23 protein-coding genes and 1 riboswitch are annotated in these 22,485 nt (G+C 61.2%); of the genes, 12 read left to right on the top strand and 11 right to left on the bottom strand.

From position 1 onward, the window contains the following. Position 1: 1 nt before the first annotated feature. Complete coding sequence (madM, locus tag BHC62_RS00315) at positions 2 to 766, top strand: malonate transporter subunit MadM (protein ID WP_029300419.1); 765 nt, start codon at positions 2 to 4, stop codon at positions 764 to 766. A 41-nt stretch (positions 767 to 807) separates the two neighbouring features. Here the strand turns inward: madM and BHC62_RS00310 are convergent, their stop codons facing one another. Then, positions 808 to 1,722, bottom strand: coding sequence for a LysR substrate-binding domain-containing protein (locus BHC62_RS00310; protein ID WP_029300417.1), 915 nt, complete (start codon positions 1,720 to 1,722; stop codon positions 808 to 810). A gap of 132 nt (positions 1,723 to 1,854) precedes the next feature. Here BHC62_RS00310 and BHC62_RS00305 point away from each other — a divergent pair, with 132 nt between their 5' ends. Beyond that, positions 1,855 to 2,472: a hemolysin III family protein gene (locus tag BHC62_RS00305; RefSeq protein WP_029300416.1), complete on the top strand. Its 618-nt coding sequence runs from the start codon at positions 1,855 to 1,857 to the stop codon at positions 2,470 to 2,472. A 141-nt stretch (positions 2,473 to 2,613) separates the two neighbouring features. Here BHC62_RS00305 and BHC62_RS00300 read toward each other — a convergent pair whose 3' ends face one another. Next, on the bottom strand, positions 2,614 to 3,516 hold the full coding sequence (locus BHC62_RS00300) for a LysR family transcriptional regulator (protein WP_070993963.1): 903 nt from the start codon (positions 3,514 to 3,516) through the stop codon (positions 2,614 to 2,616). Between the two features lie 106 nt (positions 3,517 to 3,622). Between BHC62_RS00300 and BHC62_RS00295 the strand changes: the two genes are divergently transcribed. Genes BHC62_RS00295 through BHC62_RS00285 form a run of 3 tightly spaced genes read left to right on the top strand, consistent with a single transcriptional unit; the run spans position 3,623 to position 6,154 of the window. Then, positions 3,623 to 4,864 carry a D-amino acid dehydrogenase gene (locus BHC62_RS00295; RefSeq protein WP_070993962.1) on the top strand — a complete coding sequence of 414 codons (1,242 nt, stop codon included), beginning with the start codon at positions 3,623 to 3,625 and terminating at the stop codon, positions 4,862 to 4,864. A gap of 9 nt (positions 4,865 to 4,873) precedes the next feature. Beyond that, a complete protein-coding gene (locus BHC62_RS00290; protein ID WP_029297404.1) occupies positions 4,874 to 5,227 on the top strand; it encodes a RidA family protein in 354 nt (117 codons plus the stop codon). 24 nt (positions 5,228 to 5,251) lie between these two features. Beyond that, positions 5,252 to 6,154: a transporter substrate-binding domain-containing protein gene (locus tag BHC62_RS00285; RefSeq protein WP_029297402.1), complete on the top strand. Its 903-nt coding sequence runs from the start codon at positions 5,252 to 5,254 to the stop codon at positions 6,152 to 6,154. Positions 6,155 to 6,286: 132 nt separating this feature from the next. Here BHC62_RS00285 and BHC62_RS00280 read toward each other — a convergent pair whose 3' ends face one another. Together BHC62_RS00280 and BHC62_RS00275 are read right to left on the bottom strand one after the other, a co-directional pair. Beyond that, positions 6,287 to 7,006 (bottom strand): 16S rRNA (uracil(1498)-N(3))-methyltransferase, encoded by a 720-nt coding sequence (locus tag BHC62_RS00280; protein ID WP_070993961.1) that lies wholly within the window; start codon positions 7,004 to 7,006, stop codon positions 6,287 to 6,289. Between the two features lie 147 nt (positions 7,007 to 7,153). Then, positions 7,154 to 8,560 carry an adenosylmethionine--8-amino-7-oxononanoate transaminase gene (locus tag BHC62_RS00275; RefSeq protein WP_029297398.1) on the bottom strand — a complete coding sequence of 469 codons (1,407 nt, stop codon included), beginning with the start codon at positions 8,558 to 8,560 and terminating at the stop codon, positions 7,154 to 7,156. A 274-nt stretch (positions 8,561 to 8,834) separates the two neighbouring features. On the opposite strand from BHC62_RS00275, the gene BHC62_RS00270 reads away from it, so the two are divergent. Further along, a complete protein-coding gene (locus BHC62_RS00270) occupies positions 8,835 to 9,386 on the top strand; it encodes a cytochrome b (protein WP_070993960.1) in 552 nt (183 codons plus the stop codon). A gap of 32 nt (positions 9,387 to 9,418) precedes the next feature. Beyond that, positions 9,419 to 9,997, top strand: a complete 579-nt coding sequence (locus BHC62_RS00265; RefSeq protein ID WP_070993959.1) for a YceI family protein — start codon at positions 9,419 to 9,421, stop codon at positions 9,995 to 9,997. Positions 9,998 to 10,224: 227 nt separating this feature from the next. Here BHC62_RS00265 and BHC62_RS00260 read toward each other — a convergent pair whose 3' ends face one another. The 4 genes from BHC62_RS00260 to ahcY all read right to left on the bottom strand — a co-directional run bounded on the left by BHC62_RS00260 (position 10,225) and on the right by ahcY (position 15,689). Next, positions 10,225 to 12,105 carry a DEAD/DEAH box helicase gene (locus tag BHC62_RS00260; RefSeq protein ID WP_029297392.1) on the bottom strand — a complete coding sequence of 627 codons (1,881 nt, stop codon included), beginning with the start codon at positions 12,103 to 12,105 and terminating at the stop codon, positions 10,225 to 10,227. 223 nt (positions 12,106 to 12,328) lie between these two features. Continuing rightward, positions 12,329 to 13,132 (bottom strand): ABC transporter substrate-binding protein, encoded by an 804-nt coding sequence (locus tag BHC62_RS00255; RefSeq protein ID WP_029297389.1) that lies wholly within the window; start codon positions 13,130 to 13,132, stop codon positions 12,329 to 12,331. 127 nt (positions 13,133 to 13,259) lie between these two features. Further along, on the bottom strand, positions 13,260 to 14,105 hold the full coding sequence (gene metF, locus BHC62_RS00250; protein ID WP_029297387.1) for a methylenetetrahydrofolate reductase [NAD(P)H]: 846 nt from the start codon (positions 14,103 to 14,105) through the stop codon (positions 13,260 to 13,262). A 174-nt stretch (positions 14,106 to 14,279) separates the two neighbouring features. Next, positions 14,280 to 15,689 carry an adenosylhomocysteinase gene (gene ahcY, locus BHC62_RS00245; protein ID WP_029297385.1) on the bottom strand — a complete coding sequence of 470 codons (1,410 nt, stop codon included), beginning with the start codon at positions 15,687 to 15,689 and terminating at the stop codon, positions 14,280 to 14,282. A gap of 21 nt (positions 15,690 to 15,710) precedes the next feature. Beyond that, positions 15,711 to 15,818, bottom strand: a riboswitch (S-adenosyl-L-homocysteine riboswitch). Positions 15,819 to 16,016: 198 nt separating this feature from the next. Here ahcY and BHC62_RS00240 point away from each other — a divergent pair. Continuing rightward, positions 16,017 to 16,415 (top strand): acyl-CoA thioesterase, encoded by a 399-nt coding sequence (locus tag BHC62_RS00240; protein ID WP_029297383.1) that lies wholly within the window; start codon positions 16,017 to 16,019, stop codon positions 16,413 to 16,415. Positions 16,416 to 16,500: 85 nt separating this feature from the next. Beyond that, positions 16,501 to 17,388 carry a formate/nitrite transporter family protein gene (locus tag BHC62_RS00235; RefSeq protein WP_029297381.1) on the top strand — a complete coding sequence of 296 codons (888 nt, stop codon included), beginning with the start codon at positions 16,501 to 16,503 and terminating at the stop codon, positions 17,386 to 17,388. On the opposite strand, the gene BHC62_RS00230 is transcribed toward BHC62_RS00235, so the two are convergent. Continuing rightward, positions 17,382 to 18,641 (bottom strand): sodium:proton antiporter, encoded by a 1,260-nt coding sequence (locus tag BHC62_RS00230; RefSeq protein WP_029297379.1) that lies wholly within the window; start codon positions 18,639 to 18,641, stop codon positions 17,382 to 17,384. The two genes, BHC62_RS00235 and BHC62_RS00230, sit on opposite strands and share 7 nt — an antisense overlap. A 136-nt stretch (positions 18,642 to 18,777) precedes the next feature. On the opposite strand from BHC62_RS00230, the gene BHC62_RS00225 reads away from it, so the two are divergent. Both BHC62_RS00225 and BHC62_RS00220 read left to right on the top strand, forming a co-directional pair. Continuing rightward, positions 18,778 to 19,611: an EamA family transporter gene (locus tag BHC62_RS00225; RefSeq protein ID WP_029297377.1), complete on the top strand. Its 834-nt coding sequence runs from the start codon at positions 18,778 to 18,780 to the stop codon at positions 19,609 to 19,611. Positions 19,612 to 19,642: 31 nt separating this feature from the next. Continuing rightward, complete coding sequence (locus BHC62_RS00220; RefSeq protein WP_070993958.1) at positions 19,643 to 20,029, top strand: MAPEG family protein; 387 nt, start codon at positions 19,643 to 19,645, stop codon at positions 20,027 to 20,029. 257 nt (positions 20,030 to 20,286) lie between these two features. Here the strand turns inward: BHC62_RS00220 and BHC62_RS00215 are convergent, their stop codons facing one another. Then, positions 20,287 to 21,468, bottom strand: coding sequence for a murein transglycosylase A (locus tag BHC62_RS00215; RefSeq protein WP_029297373.1), 1,182 nt, complete (start codon positions 21,466 to 21,468; stop codon positions 20,287 to 20,289). Positions 21,469 to 21,596: 128 nt separating this feature from the next. Between BHC62_RS00215 and BHC62_RS00210 the strand changes: the two genes are divergently transcribed. Further along, a complete protein-coding gene (locus tag BHC62_RS00210) occupies positions 21,597 to 22,046 on the top strand; it encodes a cytochrome c (RefSeq protein ID WP_029297371.1) in 450 nt (149 codons plus the stop codon). 30 nt (positions 22,047 to 22,076) lie between these two features. Here the strand turns inward: BHC62_RS00210 and BHC62_RS00205 are convergent, their stop codons facing one another. Beyond that, a complete protein-coding gene (locus BHC62_RS00205; RefSeq protein WP_070993957.1) occupies positions 22,077 to 22,472 on the bottom strand; it encodes a DUF1090 domain-containing protein in 396 nt (131 codons plus the stop codon). Positions 22,473 to 22,485 lie beyond the last annotated feature (13 nt).

The following is a 22,485-nucleotide window of genomic DNA, read 5'->3' as shown; positions in this document are numbered from 1 at the left end:
CATGTACGAATCCTTGATGAAAGTCATCACCGGCTATGGCCTGATCAGTGGTTTTGCGGTGATCGGCCTGACCATGTGGGTGTCCTACTGGATCAGCGACACCTTCACCAAAGGCCGCTTGCATGGGTCGGCCATCGCGATCCTGCTGGGGCTGGTGCTGTCCTATGTGGGCGGTGCGTTTACCGGCGGGGCCAAGGGCGTGGTGGATATCCCGCTGCTGTCGGGCATCGGCCTGCTGGGCGGGGCGATGCTGCGCGACTTTGCCATTGTGGCGACCGCGTTTGGGGTGAGCGTCGATGAGCTCAAGCGTGCCGGATACGTGGGGGTGCTTGCACTGTTTGTGGGCGTCGGCTCGTCATTTGTCGCAGGCGTTGGGGTGGCCATGGCGTTTGGCTACACCGATGCGGTGAGCCTGACCACCATCGGCGCCGGGGCGGTGACCTATATCGTCGGGCCCGTGACCGGGGCGGCGATTGGCGCCAGTTCCGAGGTGATGGCGTTGTCCATTGCTGCGGGGTTGATCAAGGCCATTTTGGTGATGGTGATGACCCCGTTCGTGGCGCCGTTGATTGGCCTGAACAGCCCGCGCAGTGCGGTTATCTTCGGCGGCCTGATGGGCACCTCCAGCGGCGTGGCCGGCGGGTTGGCGGCGACCGATCCGAAGCTGGTGCCCTATGGCTGCCTGACGGCGGCGTTTTATACGGCGCTGGGGTGTCTGTTGGGGCCTTCGTTGTTGTTTTTGCTGATGCGGGGGTTGGTGGGCTGATTCGCTAATCTCGATTGAATGTTCGGGCCTCATCGGCGGTTTCAATCCTGCCGATTGGCATACATCCGACACTCTGCCAACAACGCCAGCAAATTCGGATCGCGCTCCTTGGCCTTCAAGAACACCACGCCAATGTGCTGCTGCAGCCGGTAGCGCGCCTGCAAGGGAATCAGCTTCACCCGGTTCTCATACACCGCCGCAATCCTTCCCGGCAGCAATGCATATCCCACCCCCGAGCTGACCATGCTCAGCAGGGTGAAGATGTCGTTGACCTGCATCGCCACCTTCGGCTCGAACCCCGCCTGCTTGAATACCCGTGCGCCGTCCTGGTGGGTGGCGAAGCCCTGGGTCAGGGTGATGAAGGTGGCGTCGCGCACCTGGGCCAGGTCGATTTCCTGTTCGCGGTCCAGGGGCGAGTCGGCGGGGGTGGCGAGGAAGATGTCATCGGAAAACAGCTGGATCTGCGCGCAGTCCGGCTCCATCACCTGGTCGTCGAGGGAGATCAGGATCGCGTCGACTTCCATGTTCTTGAGCTTGTACATCAGGTCGACGTTGGAGCCCAGGATCAGGTCGATATTGAGCTCGCTGCGGCGGATTTTCAGGCCCATGATCAGTTGCGGCACGGTCTTGACCGTCAGCGAATACAGGGCGCCAAGCTTGAAACGTTCGGCGGAGAAGCCAGCAGCTTCGCGGGTCAGGCGCACGCTGTCGACCACGTCCTGCACCAGTTTTTGCGCGCGCTCTTCGAGCACGTAGGCGCTTTCCAGTGGGGTGAGGTTGCGCCCTTCGTGCTTGAACAGGGGGCAGCGCAGGGCATTCTCCAGAGAGTGGATGGCCCGGTGCACGCTGACATTGCTGGTCTGCAACTCGGCGGCGGCGCGGGCCAGGTTGCCGGTGCGCATGAAGGCCAGGAAGATTTCCAGCTTCTTGAGGGTGAACTCTTCGTCGATCAGCATGGCGATGGCTCTTATTCGAATGCGCTCGATTGTGCCCTTAAAGCGCCGCAACCGTCATAACGGTCTTGCACTCTGGCCTGTCAGGCCTGAGCCTTACGGGGTCGATGCAGCAGTTTTGGAGGTTGGCGACACATGTATCACGGAGAACGATTCAACGCCTGGAGTCATTTGCTCGGCGCCGTGGCGGCCTTTATCGGCGCGGTGTGGATGTTGGTGGTGGCGAGTATGGACGGCAGCCCGTGGAAAATCGTCAGTGTGGCGATCTACGGCTTTACCCTGCTGGTGCTGTACAGCGCCTCGACGGTGTATCACAGCGTGCGCGGGCGCAAAAAAGAAATCATGCAGAAGGTCGATCACTTCTCGATCTACCTGCTGATCGCCGGCAGCTACACCCCGTTTTGCCTGGTGACGCTGAACGGGCCGTGGGGCTGGACGTTGTTCGGGATTGTCTGGGGCCTGGCGGTGATCGGAATCCTGCAGGAGATCAAGCCGCGCTCCGAGGCGCGTATTTTGTCGATTGTGATCTATGCGGTGATGGGTTGGATTGTGTTGGTGGCGGTCAAGCCATTGATTGGCGCGTTGGGTATGGACGGGTTTATCTGGCTGGCGTCGGGCGGGGTGTTGTACACGGTGGGGATTATCTTCTTCGCCCTGGAACACCGGCTGCGGCACTCCCATGGGATCTGGCATCTGTTCGTGATCGGCGGCAGCCTGCTGCACTTTGTGGCGATCATGGGCTACGTGCTCTGACAGACCACATGGCGCTGGTTTTGTGTGGGAGCCGGCTTGCCTGCGATAGCATCACTGGGGTGTGACTGATGGACCGAGGTGTCTGCATCGCAGGCAAGCTAGCTCCCACACAAGCCAGCTCCTACAGGGTTCTGCGGTGTTTTAGAGGCGGTCTAGCTGCTCCTGGGCACGGCTGCCAAAGATCTCCAGCAGGCTCGCCAACATATGCGGCGGCGGTTCATCCGCGCGGGTCAGGGCGTACAGGGTGATGGGCAGCGGCGGGGCCAGGGGGCGGATGCAGGTGCTGTCGGTGGATGTGCCCAGGGCGGTGAAGGGGTCGATCACCGCCAGGCCGGCGCCGGACTCCACCATGGCCCGGGCCAGGGAATAGGTCTGCACCGAGATCTGCACCTTGGGCGGCGGCTCGACCGCTTCAAGGTAGCTGTCGAGCCGCGCCGACAGCGGGTCGGCACTGGACAGGCCAATCAACGGCGCGCCTGCCAGGGCCATCAACGGCAAGGGTTTGCCCAGCTCCGCCGCAGGCCAGAAGCCCCGAGGCGCCAGGGCCACCAGTACGCCGTGGGCCAATGCCTGGGCCTTGAGCCCGGGATGGTCCGGGGACTTGAGCGTCAGCGCCACATCCATCTCGCGCATCAACAGGTTCTGCACCAGCTCACGGCTGTGGGCGCTGGACAGTTCGCAGGCAATGTCCGGATAGCGCTGGGTCCACTCGCCAATTGCCGGCGGCAACAATGACAAGGCCAGGGCCGGCGTGGCGCCGATGCGCAGGCTTTGGCCGGGCGCGCGCCGCAGGTTCTGGGCCAGGCGCCGCACGCCTTGCAGGCTTTCGCTGACCTTATCGACTTCGCGCTCCAGGGCCAGGGCTTCCGGAGTCGGCTGCAGCTTGCCGCGTATGCGCAGGAACAGCGGGAAACCCAGCTGCAACTCGGCATGTTGCAACACCTTGGTCACCGCCGGTTGCGAGACGTGCAACAACTGCGCGGCGGCGCTGACGGAGCCGGTCTGGCGGATGGCCTGGAAAATTTCGATATGACGCAAGCGCATGACGAGTCCATAACCTTTGTTTATAGGTGGCCCATCTTTATTCATTGTCCGGCGCCTGTCACCTGCCCCTAACCTTGGACGCTCATTACAACGCTCGGGAATCGACATGGCTCAGCAGGTTTGCATCATTGGCGGTGGGGTCATCGGTCTGGCGAGCGCCTATGCCCTGGTGCGCGCCGGTATGGACGTGACGGTGGTCGAGGCCCGCGACAGCCTGGGCAGCGAGACCAGTTTTGCCAATGGCGGCCAGTTGTCCTACCGCTACGTCGCGCCGCTGGCGGACAAGGGCGTGCCATTGCAAGCCATTGGCTGGCTGCTGCGCGGTGACTCGCCGTTGAAGCTGCGCCCGCGCCTGGACCCGGCGCAATGGCGCTGGATGGCCGCGTTCCTTGGCGCTTGCCGGGCCTCGGTGAACAAACGCAACGCCGGCCACCTGTTGCGCCTGGCCACGTTGAGCCAAGGCATCTTGCAGCAATGGCGCGAAGAGGATGGGCTGGACGGCTTCGACTGGCAGCGCAACGGCAAACTGGTGACATTTCGCAGCCATCACACCTTTGAACATGCCCGCGGCAAAGTGCTGGATCGCCTGCAGCAACAGGTGCTGTCGGCGGCCGATTGCACGCGCCTGGAACCGACCCTGGGCGCGAAGGATTTTGTCGGCGGGATCTACACGCCCAATGAAGAAGTAGCGGACTGTCACTGCTTCTGCCAGCAACTGGCGGCGCGCCTTGAAGCGTCGGGCCGTTGCCGGTTTGTGCTGGGGCGCAAGGTCACGGGTATCCGGCATGCCAACGGCACGGTGCAGGCGATTGAGTTGGGTAGCGAGGTGATGCCGGTGCAGCACCTGGTGTTGGCGGCGGGGGTGCGCAGCCCTGAGCTGGCGTTGCCGGGGATCGCGCTGCCACTGTACCCGCTCAAGGGCTACAGCCTGAGTGTGCCGATTGGCGAGCAACACGCCGCGCCGAAAATCAGCATCACCGACTATGACCGCAAGATCGTTTACGCACGGATCGGCGAACAGCTGCGGGTGGCGGCGATGGTCGACATCGTCGGCTTTGATACGGGCCTTGAGCCCAAGCGCCTGGCCCTGATCAAGCGCCAGGCCTGTGAGACGTTCCCCTTGGCCGGTGACTACAGCCAGGCCACCGAATGGGCCGGCATGCGCCCGGCCACCCCCAGCGGTGTGCCGCTGATTGGCGCCAGCGTGTACCGCAACCTGTGGCTCAACCTTGGCCACGGCGCCCTGGGGTTCACCCTGGCCTGTGGCAGCGGCCAGGTATTGGCCGAACTGATCGGCCAGCACACCACTTCCATTGATATGCAGGGCCTCGCGCCCCGCGCCGCATAGGGCACCGCAATGACCATCAACCGGATCGACAGCAATAATCGCCTATCGGGCGCCGTGACCTACCAGGACCTGGTATTCCTCTCCGGCCAAGTGCCGGGTCAGGGGCAGGACGTCACCACCCAGACCCACGAGGTGCTGGCCAAGATTGACGCGCTGCTGGCGCAAGCCGGCAGCGACAAGGATCATCTGCTCAATGCGACCATTTACCTGAAGAACATCCAGGAAGGTTTTGCGCCGATGAATGATGTCTGGTCCGCCTGGCTCACGCCCGGCCAGGCACCGACCCGCACCACCCTGCAGGCGGAACTGGCACGCCCGAGTGTGCTGGTGGAAATCAGCGTGATTGCTGTACGCCGCCCATAACAAGAACACCAACGGAGAATAACAATGCAAAAAATCACGTTGATCGGTACCGCACTGGGGCTGTTGTTGACGGCCCAGGCCCAGGCCAATGAAGCACCGCTGACGGGCACCCTGGCCAAGGTCGCGAATGCCAAGAGCATCACCCTGGGTTATCGCGATGCGTCGGTGCCGTTTTCCTATGTCGGCGATAACACCGGCAAACCCATGGGCTATTCGGTGGACCTGGCGAGCAAGATTGTCGAGCGTATTCAACAAAAGACCGGTGTGCCCAAGCTCAACGTGAAGTACAACCTGGTCACCTCGCAGACGCGTATTCCGCTGGTGATCAACGGCACGGTCGACCTGGAGTGCGGCTCCACCGGGGTGACGGCCGAGCGGCAGAAGCAGGTGGCGTTTTCCTATGGCTTTATCTATGTGAAGGGCCAGTTGCTCACCGCCAACGACAGCGGTATCCAGCGCTTCGCCGACCTGCGCGGCAAGAACGTGGTGACCACTGCCGGTACCACCAACGAGCGGTTCCTCAAGAGCTACAACCATGAGCACAAGCTGGATATGTCGGTGATCAGCGCCAAGGACCATGGCGAGGCGTTCCAGATGCTGCAATCGGGTCGGGCCGTGGCGTTCTATATGGATGACGCGTTGCTCTATGGCGAGCGCGCCAAGGCCAAGGACCCGCACAAGTGGGTGGTGGTGGGCGAGGAACAGTCGCGGGAAATCTACAGCTGCATGGTGCGCAAGGACGACCCGCAGTTTCTGGCGGTGGTCAACGAGACCCTGGGCGAGCTGTACAGCTCAGGGGAAATCAACGGGATTTACCAGCGCTGGTTTGAACAGCCGATTCCGCCGAAGGGCTTGAACCTGGAGTTCCCCATGACCAGCGAGCTGAAGGCGATTATTGCCAAGCCGGTGAGTGATCCGGTGGAGTAAACAGGCGAGCACCCGATCAAAACTGTAGGAGCTGGCTTGCCTGCGATGGCGGCATCAAGGTCTGCGCAAGACTTGCGGGCCTCATCGCAGGCAAGCCAGCTCCTACAGTTTGATTGGGTTTGCAAGGTGGGGTTAGAAGTCGCCCCAGAGTTGTTGAGCGACTGATAACGCGACTACCGGTGCAGTCTCGGTGCGCAATACCCGCGGCCCCAACCTTGCGGCGTGGAAACCAGCGCCTTGCGCGGTCTGGACTTCGCCATCGGTCAAGCCACCCTCCGGCCCGATCAAAAACGCCAGGCTCGACGGCTTGGCATGGCTCACCAGCGGCTCGGCCACCGGGTGCAGCACCAGCTTCAAATCCGCCTCGGCCTGTTTCAACCAATCGGCCAGCAACAGCGGTGGGTGAATCACCGGCACCGTGGAGCGGCCGCATTGCTCACAGGCGCTGATCGCCACCTGGCGCCAGTGCAGCAGGCGTTTGTCGGCGCGTTCGTCCTTGAGGCGCACCTCGCAGCGCTCGCTGAAGATCGGCGTAATGGCGTTGACCCCAAGCTCGGTGGCTTTCTGGATTGCCCAATCCATACGCTCGCCACGGGACAGGCCCTGGCCCAGATGAATGTGCAGCGGCGATTCGACCTGGCCGGCGAAGGCCTCGGTGAGTTGCACTGTCACGCGTTTTTTCCCGACTTCCAGCAGTGTGCCGCGAAACTCCTGGCCAGAGCCGTCGAACAGTTGCACGGCATCGCCTTCGTTCATGCGCAACACGCGGCTGATGTAATGCGCCTGGGCTTCGGGCAGTTCGTGGTCGCCAAGGCTTAGCGGGGTATCGGTGAAAAAACGCGACAGTCTCATTTCTGTTCTCTGCAAATAATGTGTGTGTTGCTATGCAGCGGGAGCGACGTTTTTCCTGTAGGAGCCGGCTTGCCGGCGATGGCGGCATCAAGGTCTGCGCAAGACTTGCGGGCCTCATCGCCGGCAAGCCGGCTCCTACAGGGGGCGTTAGCCAGGGTCGCGAAAGCCTGGGTGAAAGTCTTTCGGGACTGCCACGCTGACTTTGCTGTTGGTGGCGATATCAATGCCTTCAGTGGCCACTTCGGCCAGGAAGTCGATCTGCTCCGGGGTAATCACGTAGGGCGGCAGGAAATACACCACGCTGCCCAGGGGCCGCAGCAATGCACCGCGCTCCAGGGCATGCTCGAACACTTTCAGGCCGCGCCGTTCCTGCCACGGGTAGGCGGTCTTGGTGGCCTTGTCCTGCACCATCTCGATGGCCAGCACCATGCCGGTCTGGCGTACTTCCGAGACATGGGGGTGATCCACCAGGTGCGCGGTGGCCGTAGCCATGCGCTGTGCCAGGGCCTTGTTGTTCTCGATGACGTTGTCTTCTTCGAAAATATCCAGGGTCGCCAGGGCCGCCGCACACGCCAGCGGGTTGCCGGTGTAGCTGTGGGAATGCAGGAAGGCGCGCAGGGTCGGGTAGTCGTCGTAGAAGGCGCTGTACACATCTTCGGTGGTGACCACGGCCGCCAGCGGCAGGTAGCCGCCGGTCAGGGCCTTGGACAGGCACAGGAAGTCCGGGCGGATGCCCGCTTGCTCACAGGCGAACATGCTGCCGGTACGGCCGAAGCCTACGGCGATTTCGTCGTGGATCAGGTGTACGCCATAGCGATCGCAGGCTTCGCGCAGCAGCTTGAGGTATACCGGGTGGTACATGCGCATGCCACCTGCGCCCTGGATCAGCGGCTCGACGATCACGGCGGCGACGCTGTCGTGGTTATCGGCCAGGGTCTGTTCCATGGCCTGGAACATGTGGCGCGAGTGTTCTTCCCAGCTCATGCCTTCGGGGCGCAGGTAGCAGTCCGGGCTGGGCACCTTGATGGTGTCCAGCAGCAAGGCCTTGTAGGTCTCGGTGAACAATGGCACATCGCCGACCGACATCGCGGCGATGGTTTCGCCGTGGTAGCTGTTGGTCAGGGTGACAAAGCGCTTCTTGTTCGGCTGGCCGCGGTTGAGCCAGTAGTGAAAGCTCATTTTCAACGCGACTTCGATACACGACGAACCGTTATCGGCATAGAAGCACCGCGTCAGGCCCTCGGGCGTGATCTTTACCAGGCGCTCGGACAGCTCGATCACCGGCTGGTGGCTGAAACCGGCGAGGATCACGTGCTCCAGTTGGTCCACCTGATCCTTGATGCGCTGGTTGATGCGCGGGTTGGCGTGGCCGAACACATTGACCCACCAGGAGCTGACGGCATCGAGGTAACGCTTGCCTTCGAAGTCTTCCAGCCATACGCCTTCACCGCGCTTGATCGGCACCAACGGCAGTTGCTGGTGGTCTTTCATCTGGGTGCAGGGGTGCCACAACACGGCAAGATCGCGTTGCATCCACTGGTTATTCAAGCCCATCTTTGCGTCTCCTCGAAGCGCTGCCACGACCTGCGCAGGCAAAACAATCGCGCAAGCCTATGCAATGGCGGGCTGTGTCACAACCCATGAGCCATGAATTGGCAGTAAATGCAGGACGGTCTGTCACGTTTGTGCTCAATAGTCCTTAATCCTTAGTTAATTTACTGTTCATAGGCTCAAGATCGGATAAATCGATCTTTCACAGCAAAATTTTCCGCTTTATATCGATAGGTAAAACGCTAGTCTTGGGCACGGCTCTTACGGGATTTGGGGAATGCAACTACGAAACACATCGACCCGCTACGGCTGGGTCAGCATTGTTATCCACTGGAGCGTGGCACTGGTGGTGTTCGGTCTGTTTGCGCTGGGCCTGTGGATGGTCGGTCTGGATTACTACAGCATGTGGCGCAAAGACGCGCCGGACCTGCATAAAAGCATCGGCATTACGCTGTTCGCGGTGATGCTGGTGCGCATTGTCTGGCGCCTGCTCAGCCCACCGCCGCCAGTGCTGGCCAGTTATAGCCGCATGACTCGGATCGGCGCGGCGTTTGGCCACGCGTTCCTGTATCTCGGGCTGTTTGCCGTGATGATTGCCGGCTACCTGATTTCCACCGCAGACGGTGTCGGGATCCCGGTGTTTGGTCTGTTTGAAATTCCTGCCGTGGTTTCCGGTCTACCGGACCAGGCAGACGTAGCCGGCCTGGTGCATTTGTACCTGGCCTGGGTGCTGGTGGTGTTTGCCGGCCTGCATGGCGTGGCCGCCTTGAAACACCACTTTATCGATCGTGACGCGACCCTGGTTCGTATGCTGGGGCGCAAAGCCTGATGTTCAACCTCGACTCACAAGGAATAGAAAGCATGTTGAAAAAGACACTCGCCGCTCTGGCAATCGGTACTGCTCTGCTGTCTGCTGGTCAGGTGATGGCGGCCGATTACAAGATCGACAAGGAAGGCCAGCACGCCTTCATCGATTGGAAAATCAGCCACCTGGGCTACAGCTATATCCACGGTACGTTCAAGGACTTCGACGGTACCTTTAGCTGGGATGCCGCCAAGCCTGAAGCCAGCAAGATCGCGGTCGACCTGAAAACCAACAGCCTGTGGTCCAACCACGCTGAGCGTGACAAGCATATCGCCAGCAAGGATTTCCTGGACGTTGCCAAGTTCCCTGAGTCCAAGTTCGTGTCGACCTCGGTTAAGTCCACCGGCGAAAAAACCGCTGACGTGACCGGCGACCTGACCCTCCACGGTGTGACCAAGCCTGTGACCTTCAAGGCCGTTTTCAACGGTGAAGGCAAGGATCCATGGGGTGGCGAACGTGCTGGCTTCAACGCCAAGACTACGCTGAACCTGAATGACTTCGGCATCAAAGGCCCAGGCCCGTCTTCCCAGACCCTGGACCTGGACATCTCCATCGAAGGTGTGAAGCAGAAGTAATTGTTGCGGGCATAAAAAACCGGATCGAGAGATCCGGTTTTTTTTAGCCTGGAACGCGGTCAATGTGGGAGCTGGCTTGCCTGCGATGGCGGCAGGTCAGCCACCAGAGATGCTGGCTGAAATACCGCCATCGCAGGCAAGCCAGCTCCCACAGTTGATCGATGCCCAGTCCATAAAAAATGCCCCGGATCGTTCGAACCGGGGCATTTTTAGTGGCGCTATGAAAATCAGCGGTTGCGGGTCAGCAACGCTGGTTTTTCACCACGAGGGCGGCCTGGCAGTTGATCCAACTGTTCAGGTGTCGGGAAGCGATCGCTTTTCGACTCCTTGTGGATAATCTTCGGCGTGGTGCCGCTGCGCGGGTTCTGCACGGCCGGCTCGGAGGAGCGTGGCTGCTCATCACGGGCGGGGCGGCGGTTGCGCGACTCTTCGCGACGGGCCTGGCCATCACGCGGAGCGCCGTTACGCGGACCATTGCGCTTGGCAGGCGGGGTGCCAGTGGTGGCGCCGTTGCTGCTGCGTGGACCATTCTGGCGACCCTGCGGCTGACCACCGGTGCGCGGAGCGCCGGCGCCTGCGCCCTGTGCCGGGGCACCTGGGCGGCGACCACGGCCCTGGGCCGGTTTGGCCTGGGGCACGTAGTCAACGCGGTTACCGAAGTTATCCACGTCATCGTCGAGGAACTCGTCCGGTGCGCGGTCGGCTGCGGCGCGTGGCGGCTGGCTCGGCTGGCGCTGTTCGCGGGCCGGGGTGCCTTCGCGGGGCTTTTGCTCGCGGGCTGGGCGTTCGCCACGGCCGTTGGTAGGCGCCTTGTCCTTGCCGCCCTTGTCCTTGCCTTTGTCGCGACGACCACCGCCACCACCGCCGCCGTTCGGGCCATCGCCCTTGGGACCACGTGGGTTGCGCGGGTTACGCACATCCGGACGCTCGCGCACTTCCGGCTTTTCGGCTTCTACGGTGCTGGCATCGAAGCCCATCAGGTCGCCGTCGGCGATTTTCTGCTTGGTCATGCGCTCGATGCTTTTCAGCAGTTTTTCTTCATCCGGCGCGACCAGGGAAATGGCCTCGCCCGAACGACCGGCACGGCCAGTACGGCCGATACGGTGCACGTAGTCTTCATCGACGTTTGGCAGCTCGAAGTTGACCACGTGTGGCAGTTGGTCGATATCCAGGCCGCGGGCGGCGATATCGGTGGCGACCAGGATCCGCACGGAGCCGGCCTTGAAGTCGGCCAGGGCCTTGGTCCGCGCGTTCTGGCTCTTGTTGCCGTGGATGGCGACAGCGGTGAGGCCGTGCTTGTCCAGGTACTCGGCCAGGCGGTTGGCGCCGTGCTTGGTGCGGGTGAACACCAGCACCTGTTCCCAGGCGCCAGCGGTGATCAAGTGGGCCAGCAGCGAGCGCTTGTGGCTGGCTGGCAGGCGGAACACCCGTTGCTCGATACGCTCGACCGTGGTGTTGGGCGGCGTGACTTCGATGCGCTCGGGGTTGTGCAGCAGCTTGCCGGCGAGGGCGGTGATGTCGTTGGAGAACGTTGCCGAGAACAGCAGGTTCTGACGCTTGGCCGGCAGGCGCGCGAGGACTTTCTTCACGTCATGGACAAAGCCCATGTCGAGCATGCGGTCGGCTTCGTCCAGCACGAGGATTTCCACGTGGGACAGATCGACGCTGCCTTGGCCGCAGAGGTCGAGCAAACGACCAGGGCAGGCGACCAGCACGTCAACCCCACGGGACATGGCCTGAACCTGTGGGTTCATGCCGACGCCGCCGAAGATGCAGGCGCTGACGAACTTCAGGTCACGGGCGTACAGCTTGAAGCTGTCATGCACCTGTGCGGCGAGTTCGCGGGTAGGGGTCAGGACCAGTACGCGGGGTTGGCGCGGGCCGTGACGCTGGGATTTGTCCGGGTGACCATTGGGGAACAACCGCTCCAGAATCGGGAGGGCGAAGCCGCCGGTTTTACCAGTACCTGTCTGAGCCGCGACCATCAGGTCGCGACCTTGCAACACGGCGGGAATAGCCCGCTGTTGCACCGGAGTAGGCTCGGTATAGCCCGCTGCCTCGATGGCGCGGACTAAAGCCTCGGAGAGACCGAGGGAAGCAAAGGACATGAGTAATCCTGTTTGTAGTTAGGGCTTGGCCCAAAGGGATAATCTTGCCGGGCGCGAATGGCGTTTAGAGGAACGCAATCCCGTCCGGTCCTGCTGGGGTTGGCAGGCACTCCAACGGCTCGCGCGGGCTGCAAAGCTGCGCAGTAGCGGGGTTGGATACCTGTGATACGACCACAGAGGCCGGGCGTAAGCCTGGCGGAAAGGCCGGAGTATAACAGAGCAATCACTGCGCGCTGCTTTCCTGCTGCTCAACGGTGTCGTCCAGCAGGGGCGACGGGGCGATTTGGCTCACGGTACCGGCATATTTTGCACTCAGGGCCGCGTAGGCGGGCTCTTGCTTGAAGCGTTTGAGCTCGGCGCCAAAGCGCTGCACCAGCAGGTCCATGCCCGCGCCACGGCGTACGGCCAGGAATTGCTTCTGGCTGCTGATCACCGGCGACGCCTGGGTGACTTGTTGCTCCAGGCCCAACTCCTTGAGCACATGCTGGCCGACCCGGCGGTCGGTGATCACCAGATCGATCCGGCCACGGGCCAACTTGCCGAAGTTGGCCTCATGGCTGGGGGCCGGCTCGCGGGTAAACAGGGAGGATTCGCTGAACCCGGCGCTATACAGGTAACCGGGGGACGTGCCGATGGTCAGCCCTTTCAGGTCGTTGAGGGTGCGGAATGGATGCGGGCGCTCGTTGGCGTAGAACATCACAAACTCAACCTGGGACAACGGTTCGCTGGGGTAAAGCAGTGCTGCGTCGCGTTCATGGCTGTGAAAAATATCCAGCGCGCCATCTGCCAGGCCCTGGTCGAGCATGGCCAGGCAACGTTTCCAGGGCAGGAACTGCCATTGCACCTCAATCCCCAGGCGCTGGAACACGATCACGGTGGTCTCGTAGTCGAGCCCGCGCATCTGGCCGTTTTCTTCGTAGACGTAGGGTGCCCAGGGTTCGGTGACAATGCGCAGTTTCTCGCCATGGGCGGTCAGGCTCAGGCAAGTGAAAATAACAGCGGTCAACAACTGGAGAATGACGGGCATACCCTGAGGTTACGACTGTCTCAGGTTAAAGAGAAGCTCTGGATCGGGGATCTTCAGGCGGCAAACCTGAATTTTTATTGTGCCGCCGACCCGCGAGGAATCCGGGGCGACGGCACAACGGGCAGCCTCAGCGTGGCAGCTTGAGGTTGTTCCAGATCGCCAGGCTCGGGTCGGCCTGGTTCAGGGTGTAGAAGTGCAGCCCCGGTGCGCCACCTTGCAGCAAGGTCTCGCACATTTCGCTGATGACCTGCTCGCCGAAGGCCTGGATGCTTTTGACGTCATCGCCGTAGGCTTCCAGCTGCTTGCGTACCCAGCGTGGGATTTCTGCACCGCAGGCGTCAGAAAAGCGCGCCAGCTTGCTGTAGTTGGTGATCGGCATGATACCCGGCACGATCGGGATGTTCACGCCCAGGGCCTGCACGCGCTCGACGAAGTAGAAGTAGCTGTCGGCGTTGAAGAAGTACTGGGTGATCGCGCTGTTGGCGCCGGCATTGGCCTTGCGTACGAAGTTGTTGAGATCGTCTTCGAAATTACGCGCCTGCGGGTGCATTTCCGGGTAAGCGGCCACTTCGATATGGAAGTGATCACCGGTTTCTTCACGAATGAAGCTCACCAGGTCGTTGGCGTAGCGCAGCTCGCCGCTGGCCATGCCCATGCCGGATGGCAGGTCACCGCGCAGGGCGACGATACGCTTGATGCCGGCAGCCTTGTACTGGGTCAGCAGGCCGCGCAGGTCGTCCTTGCTGTCGCCCACGCAAGACAGGTGCGGAGCGGCGGGCACCTTGGCTTCGCTTTCCAGCTGCAGCACGGTGTTGATCGTACGATCACGGGTCGAGCCGCCTGCGCCGTAGGTGCAGGAGAAAAAATCGGGGTTGTAGCTGGCCAACTGCTTAGCAGTTGCCATCAGTTTTTCATGCCCAGCATCGGTCTTGGTCGGGAAGAACTCGAAGCTGTAGCGACGGTCTTGGGACATGGTAATACCTATGGAAACTCATAAGGCCAGAAGGTGCACACCGTCAATGTGGGAGCGGGCTTGCTCGCGAAGGCGGTATGTCAGTAGTAGATAAGTCGACTGACACACCGCCTTCGCGAGCAAGCCCGCTCCCACAAAAGCCTGCCCCCACATGGGGAGCAGGCAGCAGGCAAATCAGTAGCGGTAGGCGTGCGGCTTGAACGGACCTTCGACAGTCACGCCGATGTAGTCGGCCTGGGTCTTGGTCAGTTGAGTCACTACGCCGCCGAAGCCGCGGACCATTTCCAGGGCCACTTCTTCGTCGAGTTTTTTCGGCAGTACTTCCACGGTCAGGCGCTCGGCTTTCTGGGCTGGCGACAGGTCGGCGTATTTCTGGTCGAACAGGAAGATCTGTGCCAGTACCTGGTTGGCGAACGAGCCATCCATGATGCGGCTTGGGTGGCCAGTGGCGTTGCCCAGGTTAACCAGGCGGCCTTCGGCCAGCAGGATCAGGTAGTCGTCGTTCTGTGGGTCGAAATCACCAGCACCGGTACGGTGAACCTTGTGCACCTGTGGCTTGACTTCTTCCCATGCCCAGTTCTTGCGCATGAAAGCGGTGTCGATCTCGTTGTCGAAGTGACCGATGTTGCACACCACGGCGCGCTTTTTCAGGGCCTTGAGCATGTTGGCATCGCACACATTCACGTTACCGGTGGTGGTCACGATCAGGTCGATCTTGCCCAGCAGGGCTTTGTCGATGCTGGCTTCGGTGCCGTCATTGACGCCATCGATGAACGGCGAGACCACTTCGAAACCGTCCATGCAGGCTTGCATGGCGCAGATCGGGTCAACTTCGGAAACCTTGACGATCATGCCTTCCTGACGCAGGGACTGGGACGAACCCTTGCCCACGTCACCGTAGCCGATCACCAGGGCTTGCTTGCCCGACAGCAGGTGGTCGGTGCCGCGCTTGATCGCATCGTTGAGGCTGTGACGGCAACCGTATTTGTTGTCGTTCTTGCTCTTGGTCACCGAGTCGTTGACGTTGATGGCCGGGATTTTCAGCTCGCCCTTGGCCAGCATGTCCAGCAGGCGGTGTACGCCGGTGGTGGTTTCTTCGGTCACGCCGTGGACGCGGTCCAGGATGGCCGGGTATTTCTTGTGCAGCAGCTCGGTCAGGTCGCCGCCGTCGTCGAGGATCATGTTGGCATCCCAAGGCGCGCCATCTTTCAGGATGGTTTGCTCCAGGCACCACTCGTACTCTTCTTCGGTCTCGCCTTTCCAGGCGAACACCGGGATACCGGCAGCGGCGATGGCGGCAGCGGCCTGGTCTTGAGTCGAGAAGATGTTGCAGGACGACCAACGCACTTCGGCACCCAGGGCAACCAGGGTTTCGATCAGCACGGCAGTCTGGATGGTCATGTGGATGCAGCCGAGAATCTTCGCGCCCTTGAGCGGCTGTTCAGCGGCGTACTTGCGGCGCAGACCCATCAGGGCTGGCATTTCGGATTCGGCGATAAAGGTTTCGCGACGGCCCCAGGCAGCGAGGGACATATCGGCGACTTTGTAGTCGGTAAAACCTGCAGGCGTGATTACAGCGCTCATCAAGAGCCTCCATTCGTAGTGTGCGAATGGGCGCCGTTGTGCGTTTAGTATCCAACCAGGACAACCTGGCTGGGCAACGCCCCATCCGAGCCTGACAGGCCAGGGCCTGCTGCAGCGCCCCTCGGACAGGTGGCGGGAGAACGGTATCAATCACAGATGACCGTTTTGAAACGGTGGCGATTATAGCCGCCTGCGCCCGACTTCCCAAGCCTTTCTGTCGGGCTCATGAAGATCGCTCATGGCTGTGATAGGCAATGGCTCATAGAGCTTGGGCCGGCGCTCTGCCATGATGTTGCCCATCATTTCGCAAGACGCTTTGGAGTGAACATGAACTTCCACACCCGCAAGTGGGTAAAACCCGAAGACCTGAACCCCAACGGCACCCTGTTCGGTGGCAGCCTGCTGCGCTGGATCGATGAAGAAGCGGCGATCTATGCGATTGTCCAGTTGGGCAACCAGCGGGTGGTGACCAAGTACATCTCCGAGATCAATTTTGTCAGCGCTTCGCGCCAGGGCGACATCATCGAGCTGGGCATCACCGCTACCGAATTTGGCCGCACCTCCATCACCCTGACCTGTGAAGTGCGCAACAAGATCACGCGCAAAAGCATCCTGACCGTGGAAAAAATGGTCTTCGTCAACCTCGGCGAAGACGGCTTGCCGGCGCCCCACGGGCGTACCGAGATCAAGTACGTGAAGGATCAGTTCCAGGACGACAGCGAGTAACGATCCGCCGTGTAGCGGTGGTCATTGAACGCTCTTGAGGGCGCACGGGTCGTACCTGAAATCGCCCCCTCGTTCAGGTACGCCCATGGCCACGCAAAAAGACGGCAAGACTCCCAATCTGTCGCAGGAAGAACAGCACGACGTGGACAAAAACCAGCCGCCCCGGGCGGCTGTGTTGCATGAAATCATCCGCACCCAGGGCGACCAGGAACTGGAGCGCAGCGTCGCGGCGTTATGGTGGTCAGCGCTGGCTGCGGGTCTGACCATGGGCCTGTCATTGATGGCCATGGGGTTGCTCAACTCACGCCTGCCGGACGGCGAAGGCTTTAAGGTGATCGCCAGCCTGGGCTACTGCGCGGGTTTTTTGGCGGTGATCCTCGCGCGCCAGCAACTGTTCACCGAAAACACCCTGACCGCCGTGCTGCCGGTGATGAGCAAGCCGACCCTGGGCAATGCCGGGCGCCTGTTGCGGCTGTGGACGGTGGTGTTGGTGGGCAACCTGTGTGGCACCTTGCTGGTGGCCTATGTGATGTTGCACTTACCGATCTTCGACACCAAGACCGACCTGGCTTTCTTGGAGATCGGGCGCAAGATCATGGAGAACGACACCGGCCAGATGTTCGCCAAGGGCATTGTCTCCGGTTGGATGATCGCCACCATGGTATGGATGATCCCGTCCATGGAAAGCGCCAAGATGTGGATCATTATCCTGATCACCTATCTGATGGCACTGGGCGACTTTACCCACATCGTCGTCGGTTCGGCGGAGGTGTCCTACCTGGTATTTGCCGGCGAGCTGCCGTGGAAGGACTTCTGGCTGATATTTGCCGGCCCGACCCTGGCCGGCAACATCATCGGCGGCAGTTTTATCTTCGCGTTGATCAGCCATGCGCAGATTCGCAGCGAAAGCAGCTTGCCGGGTAAAAAGGCTGCGGATCCCAGGCATCCGCAGCAGATCGACAAGGATCAGTGATGTTCAGGCGTGGCCTGGGGCTCGCCCTGGGTCACGCGCTTGACCAGCCTGCCGATGCTCAAACCCTGCAACAGGATCGACGACAGCACCACGATATAGGTGATGCTCAACAGCAGGTCACGCTCCGGACCCAACGGCAAGGCCAGGGCCAGCGCCACCGAAACCCCGCCGCGCAGCCCGCCCCAGGTGAGGATGCGGATGGTGCCGCGCGGCACCGTGCGCCAGCGCCGTAGCAACAGGATCGCCGGGGCCACCGTCAGCAGGCGAGACAGCAGGATCGCTACCGCCAGCAGGCTGGCGGCAAGGACATGTAGCCAGTTGAACGGCAACAGCAGTAGTTCCATGCCGATCAGTGCAAACAGCAGTGCGTTGAGCATGTCGTCGAGCAACTCCCAGAAGCCATCCAGGTAGCGACGGGTCATGTCGTTCATCGCCAGCTTGCGTCCCAGGTTGCCGATGATCAGCCCGGCCACCACCATCGCAATCGGCGCCGATACGTGCAGCTCGGAGGCCATCGCCGAGCCGCCGATCACCAGTGCCAGGGTCAGCATGACTTCGATCTGATGCTGCTCGATGCTCTTGATCATCAGGTACACCAGGTAGCCGATCAGCCCGCCAAACACCACGCCGCCAATCGCCTCATGGGCAAACAGCATGGCAGTGGCGCCTACGGTGGGCGTCTCGCCGAGCTGCGCGATGCCCAGCAGGACGGTAAACACCACCACCGCCGTACCGTCGTTGAACAGCGATTCGCCGACAATCGTGGTCTTCAGCGGTTTTGACGCATTGGCGGTACGCAACACGCCGAGCACCGCAATCGGGTCGGTGGGCGAGATCAGTGCGCCGAACAGCAGGCAGTAGAGGAAGCTCACATGCCAGCCAAACAGGGCAAAGATGTAATACGCCAGGCTGCCGATCACGACGGTGGCGATCAATACGCCAAAGGTTGCCAGCAGGCCGATGGGCCAGCGATAACTGCGCAGGTCGTTCAGGTTGACGTGCAAGGCGCCGGCGAACAGCAGGAACGACAGCATCCAGTTCATCAGCAAGTCGCCGAAGTCGATTTGGCCGATCAATTGCTGGACGCGCTCTTCAAGGCCGGGGTAACCGATAAAGCTCAGGCCTTGGAGTAACAGGGAAAACATCAGCGCGGTGACCATTACGCCGATGGTCGGTGGCAAGCCGATAAACCGGAAGTTCACATAAGTGAGCAGGGTGGTGAGGCATATGAAGGCGGCAACAAGTTCAAGCATCCGGGGTCCTTTGGAAGGCGGTTGAAATAAGAGCAGATAGGGGAAATGGCAGCCGTCATAGGCATGCTAGGTGCGCCGAAGCGGCGTTTAGTATAAACATGTGCTGATACATCCCGAATCAATTAAGGAGGTTCCATTGCTTGCGACGGCCCTTGTCCTGGTAGCGGCGTTGTTGCATGCGACGTGGAACACCTTGATCAAATTCAGCGGCGAACGCCTGTTGGTGATCGCCTGCATGGACAGCGTTGCGCTGTTGTTTGTTCTGCTGGCGGTGGGATTTGTTTCACTGCCACCCCTGGAAATCTGGCCGTGGATCATCGCTTCGGCGTTGTTCGAGTTGCTCTACCGGTACCTGTTGATCCAGGCCTATCGCGTCGGCGACCTGGGGCTGGTGTACCCGTTGATGCGTGGCTTATCACCGCTGGTGGTGCTGGCGTTGACCCTGGTGTTTGCCGGTGAAGTGCTCAGTACCCAGCAGATTGTCGGCATCCTGCTGATCCCGTTCGGCATGCTGTGCCTGTTGTGGCAGGGCGGTGGCGGGGACAGGTTGCCCTGGTCGATGCTGCCGGTGGTGGCGCTGATCGGCTTGTGCATCGGCTGCTACACCTTCCTCGACGGGCAGGCGCTGCGGCGCTGGTCGCACCCTTTGGACTACCTGGTCTGGCTGACGCTGCTCAGCGCCTGGCCTTTTCCATTGTTGGCCATGGTGCGCAAGCGGGCGGCGTTCAGCCTGTTCTGGCGCACGCAATGGCGGTTGGGGCTGAGCGTGGGATTGTGCGTGTTGTTGAGCTACGCTCTGGTGCTTTGGGCCATGCAGTTGGGCTCGATTGCCGAGGCCGCCGCGCTGCGGGAAGTCAGCGTGATCCTGGTGGTGTTGTTCGGTATGCGCTATCTGAAAGAACCTTTCGGCCGCTCCCGGCTCTTAGCCTGTGGGTTGGTACTGATCGGCATGCTCGTGATGAAACTCTAACCAGTGGATAAAACTAAAAAAGGAATGAGTGATGACTGTCGCTTTCTGGTGTGTGTTGATCGCAATTTTTCTGCCTTACCTGTGCACCGGCGTGGCCAAGTTCAGTGGCGGCAAATTCGGGCCCCGGCAGAACCACGACCCCCGGGCCTTCCTGGAGACCCTGGAAGGTTTTGCCAAACGCGCCCATAGCGCACAGCTCAACAGCTTTGAAGTGACCCCGGCGTTTGCGGCGGCGGTGATCATTGCCCACCTGGCGGGCAACGCGGAACTGGTGACCATCAACGTCCTGGCGGTGCTGTTTATCACCAGTCGCCTGTTGTACATCATCTGCTATTTGGCGGACTGGGCGATCTTGCGTTCGCTGGTGTGGTTTGTGGGCATGGTGTTGATTGCGAGCTTTTTCTTCGTCTCGATGTAAGGCGCGCGGCCAGTGCCTGCTTGCTGTGGCGAGCAGGCTTACTATGGTGAGCGGGCTTGTTGTGGCGAGCGGGCTTGTCGGAACGCCGCATCGCCCGCGCTGGGCTGCGAAGCAGCCCCAAAACCACCCGCTACGGATTATCTGATACACCGTATTCGACTTACTGGGGCTGCTTCGCAGCCCAGCGCGGGGCAAGCCCGCTCGCCACAGTAAGCCCCCTTGGCACAGTAAGCCCGCTTGCCCCGGTAAGCCGGCTCCTACAGGGGGGCGTCCGGGACTTTGGGTAGCGCTGCGCCCTTGGGCCACAGCATCCAGATCTGGCCCTGCTGTTTCATATTCCCGGCCAACTCGCCCGCAGCATCACCCGTGCCCCAGAACAGGTCCGCACGCACCTCACCGACAATCGCACCACCAGTGTCCTGGGCCGCTACCGGTCGTACCACTGGCGAGCCGTCGGGCCGGGTGGTCGACAGCCACAACAGGCTGCCCAACGGGATGACCTTGCGGTCCACCGCCACGCTGTAGCCAGCAGTCAGCGGCACGTTCAGCGAGCCGCGCGGGCCTTCGTTGCTATCGGGCCGGGTGCTGAAGAAGACGTAGCTGGGGTTGCTCGCCAACAGTTCCGGGATGCGCTGCGGGTTTGCCTTGGCCCAGGCACTGATCGCGCCCATGCTGACTTCTTCTTTCTTCAACTCGCCTTGCTCCACCAGCCAGCGGCCGATCGGGCGATAGGGGAAACCGTTCTGGTCGGCGTAGCCCACGCGCAGTTGTCGGCCATCAGCCAGCTGGATGCGGCCAGAACCCTGGATTTGCAGGAATTGCAGGTCCATCGGGTGGGTCAGCCAGGCAATCGGCTTGGCACTGGAGCCTTGTTGGTTGATGGTGCCGGCATCGTCATAGGGCTTGAGGACCCGGCCTTCCAGGCGCCCGCGCAGGCGTTTGCCCTTGAGTTCGGGGTAGATGCTTTCGAGGTTGACGATGATCAGGTCGTCCGGCACGCCAAACACGGGAACATGGGCGGTTTTGGTTTCGGTGAGGCTGCCTGGATAGACCGGCTCGTAGTAGCCAGTGATCAGGCCATTGGGCGTGTTGTCCGCCGAGCGCAAGCCGTAGACGTCCAACTGTTGCTTGAGGAAGCCGCGGATGTCGCCGGCATTGCCCGGCACATTGGCCGCTGCCGCGCAGGTGGTGCCCCATATCGGATCGTTCTTCAGGCGTTGGCAGGCACTGCGCCAGGATTCGAAACCGGCTTGCAGGTCGCTGTCCGAAACCACGGGCAGGGCGTCCCAGGTGGCGCTGACATAGGTCGCTACGGCGTGGGGTTTTTCGGGCGCAGGCGTGGGGGCCGGAGTGTTGCCGCCGTCGCATCCTGCGAGCAGCGCGATCATCGGCAGAGCCCACGCCAGTCGGCGACTCCAGGGGTTCAACAGGTTATTCATGCAAGTAAATTCCCAAGGCGATTGCCCGCGCAGGTTGTGGCGCAAGCATCCATATTATTAATAGGGCTATTGGTCTTTGCGGGCGGGGCGAGGATACTGGCCGCCGTTTCCCGTGACCCTGAGCCACCATGACTTTTAAAAAACTGACTGTTGTATTGCTGGCCTGCCTGACGCTGACTGCCTGCGGTGGCGTTGATCCAAACTCGCCACTGGGCCAGCGCAAGGCTATTTTCAAGCAGATGCTCAAGACCGGCGAAGACCTGGGTGGCATGCTGCGCGGTCGCATCCCGTTCGACGGGGCGAAATTTGCCGAAGGTGCGGTCAAGCTCGACGCTCTGTCCCATGAGCCGTGGAAGCACTTTCCAACGGTGCGCGAAGAAGACCACACCAGCGCCAAGGATGAGGTCTGGCAAAAACAGGCGCAGTTCCAGGAACTGGCGCGCAACCTTGAGGCGGCCACCGGTGAATTGGTGATCGCCAGCCAGGTTCAGCCTTACAAGGCCAGTAACCTGGGGCCGGCCGTGCAGAAAGTCGAAGATGCCTGCAGCGCCTGTCATAAACAGTTTCGCGACCACTGAGCCTGATCGGGCAAGAACGCCGAATGCGCCTTACTTGTCCAGGTCGTCGAGGGCTTCCTGCAACTCTTTGCGCGATTCGGCGAGCTTGTCCTTACGCTTGTTGATCTTCTCGGAGTCGCCCTTTTTCATGGCCTTGTCGAGGTCGGCCTGACGGCGGCTGACTTCGTGTTTGGCATCCAGCACCTTGTTCTCGCGTTCCTTTTTCAGGGAGGCGTCGGTGCAATGGGCGGTGACTTCGCTCAAGGCTTTTTCCAGGCCGGCTTGTTGCTCACTGTTGCCGTGGGCCTTGGCTTGTTCGATCTGCAGGCTGATGGCTTGACGCTTGGCGGCGCAGCCGGTCAGTTGCGGGGCCGTCTCGGCAGCCATCAATGGTGTGGTCATTAAGCTGGTGATGGTCAGCAGGGCAAGCGGTGCAAGAAACTTCATAAAGACTCCAGAT

This window comes from Pseudomonas sp. 06C 126 (genome assembly GCF_001855215.1).
Taxonomy (GTDB): Bacteria; Pseudomonadota; Gammaproteobacteria; order Pseudomonadales; family Pseudomonadaceae; genus Aquipseudomonas; species Aquipseudomonas proteolytica.
This window is presented reverse-complemented; position numbering and strand designations above follow the sequence as displayed.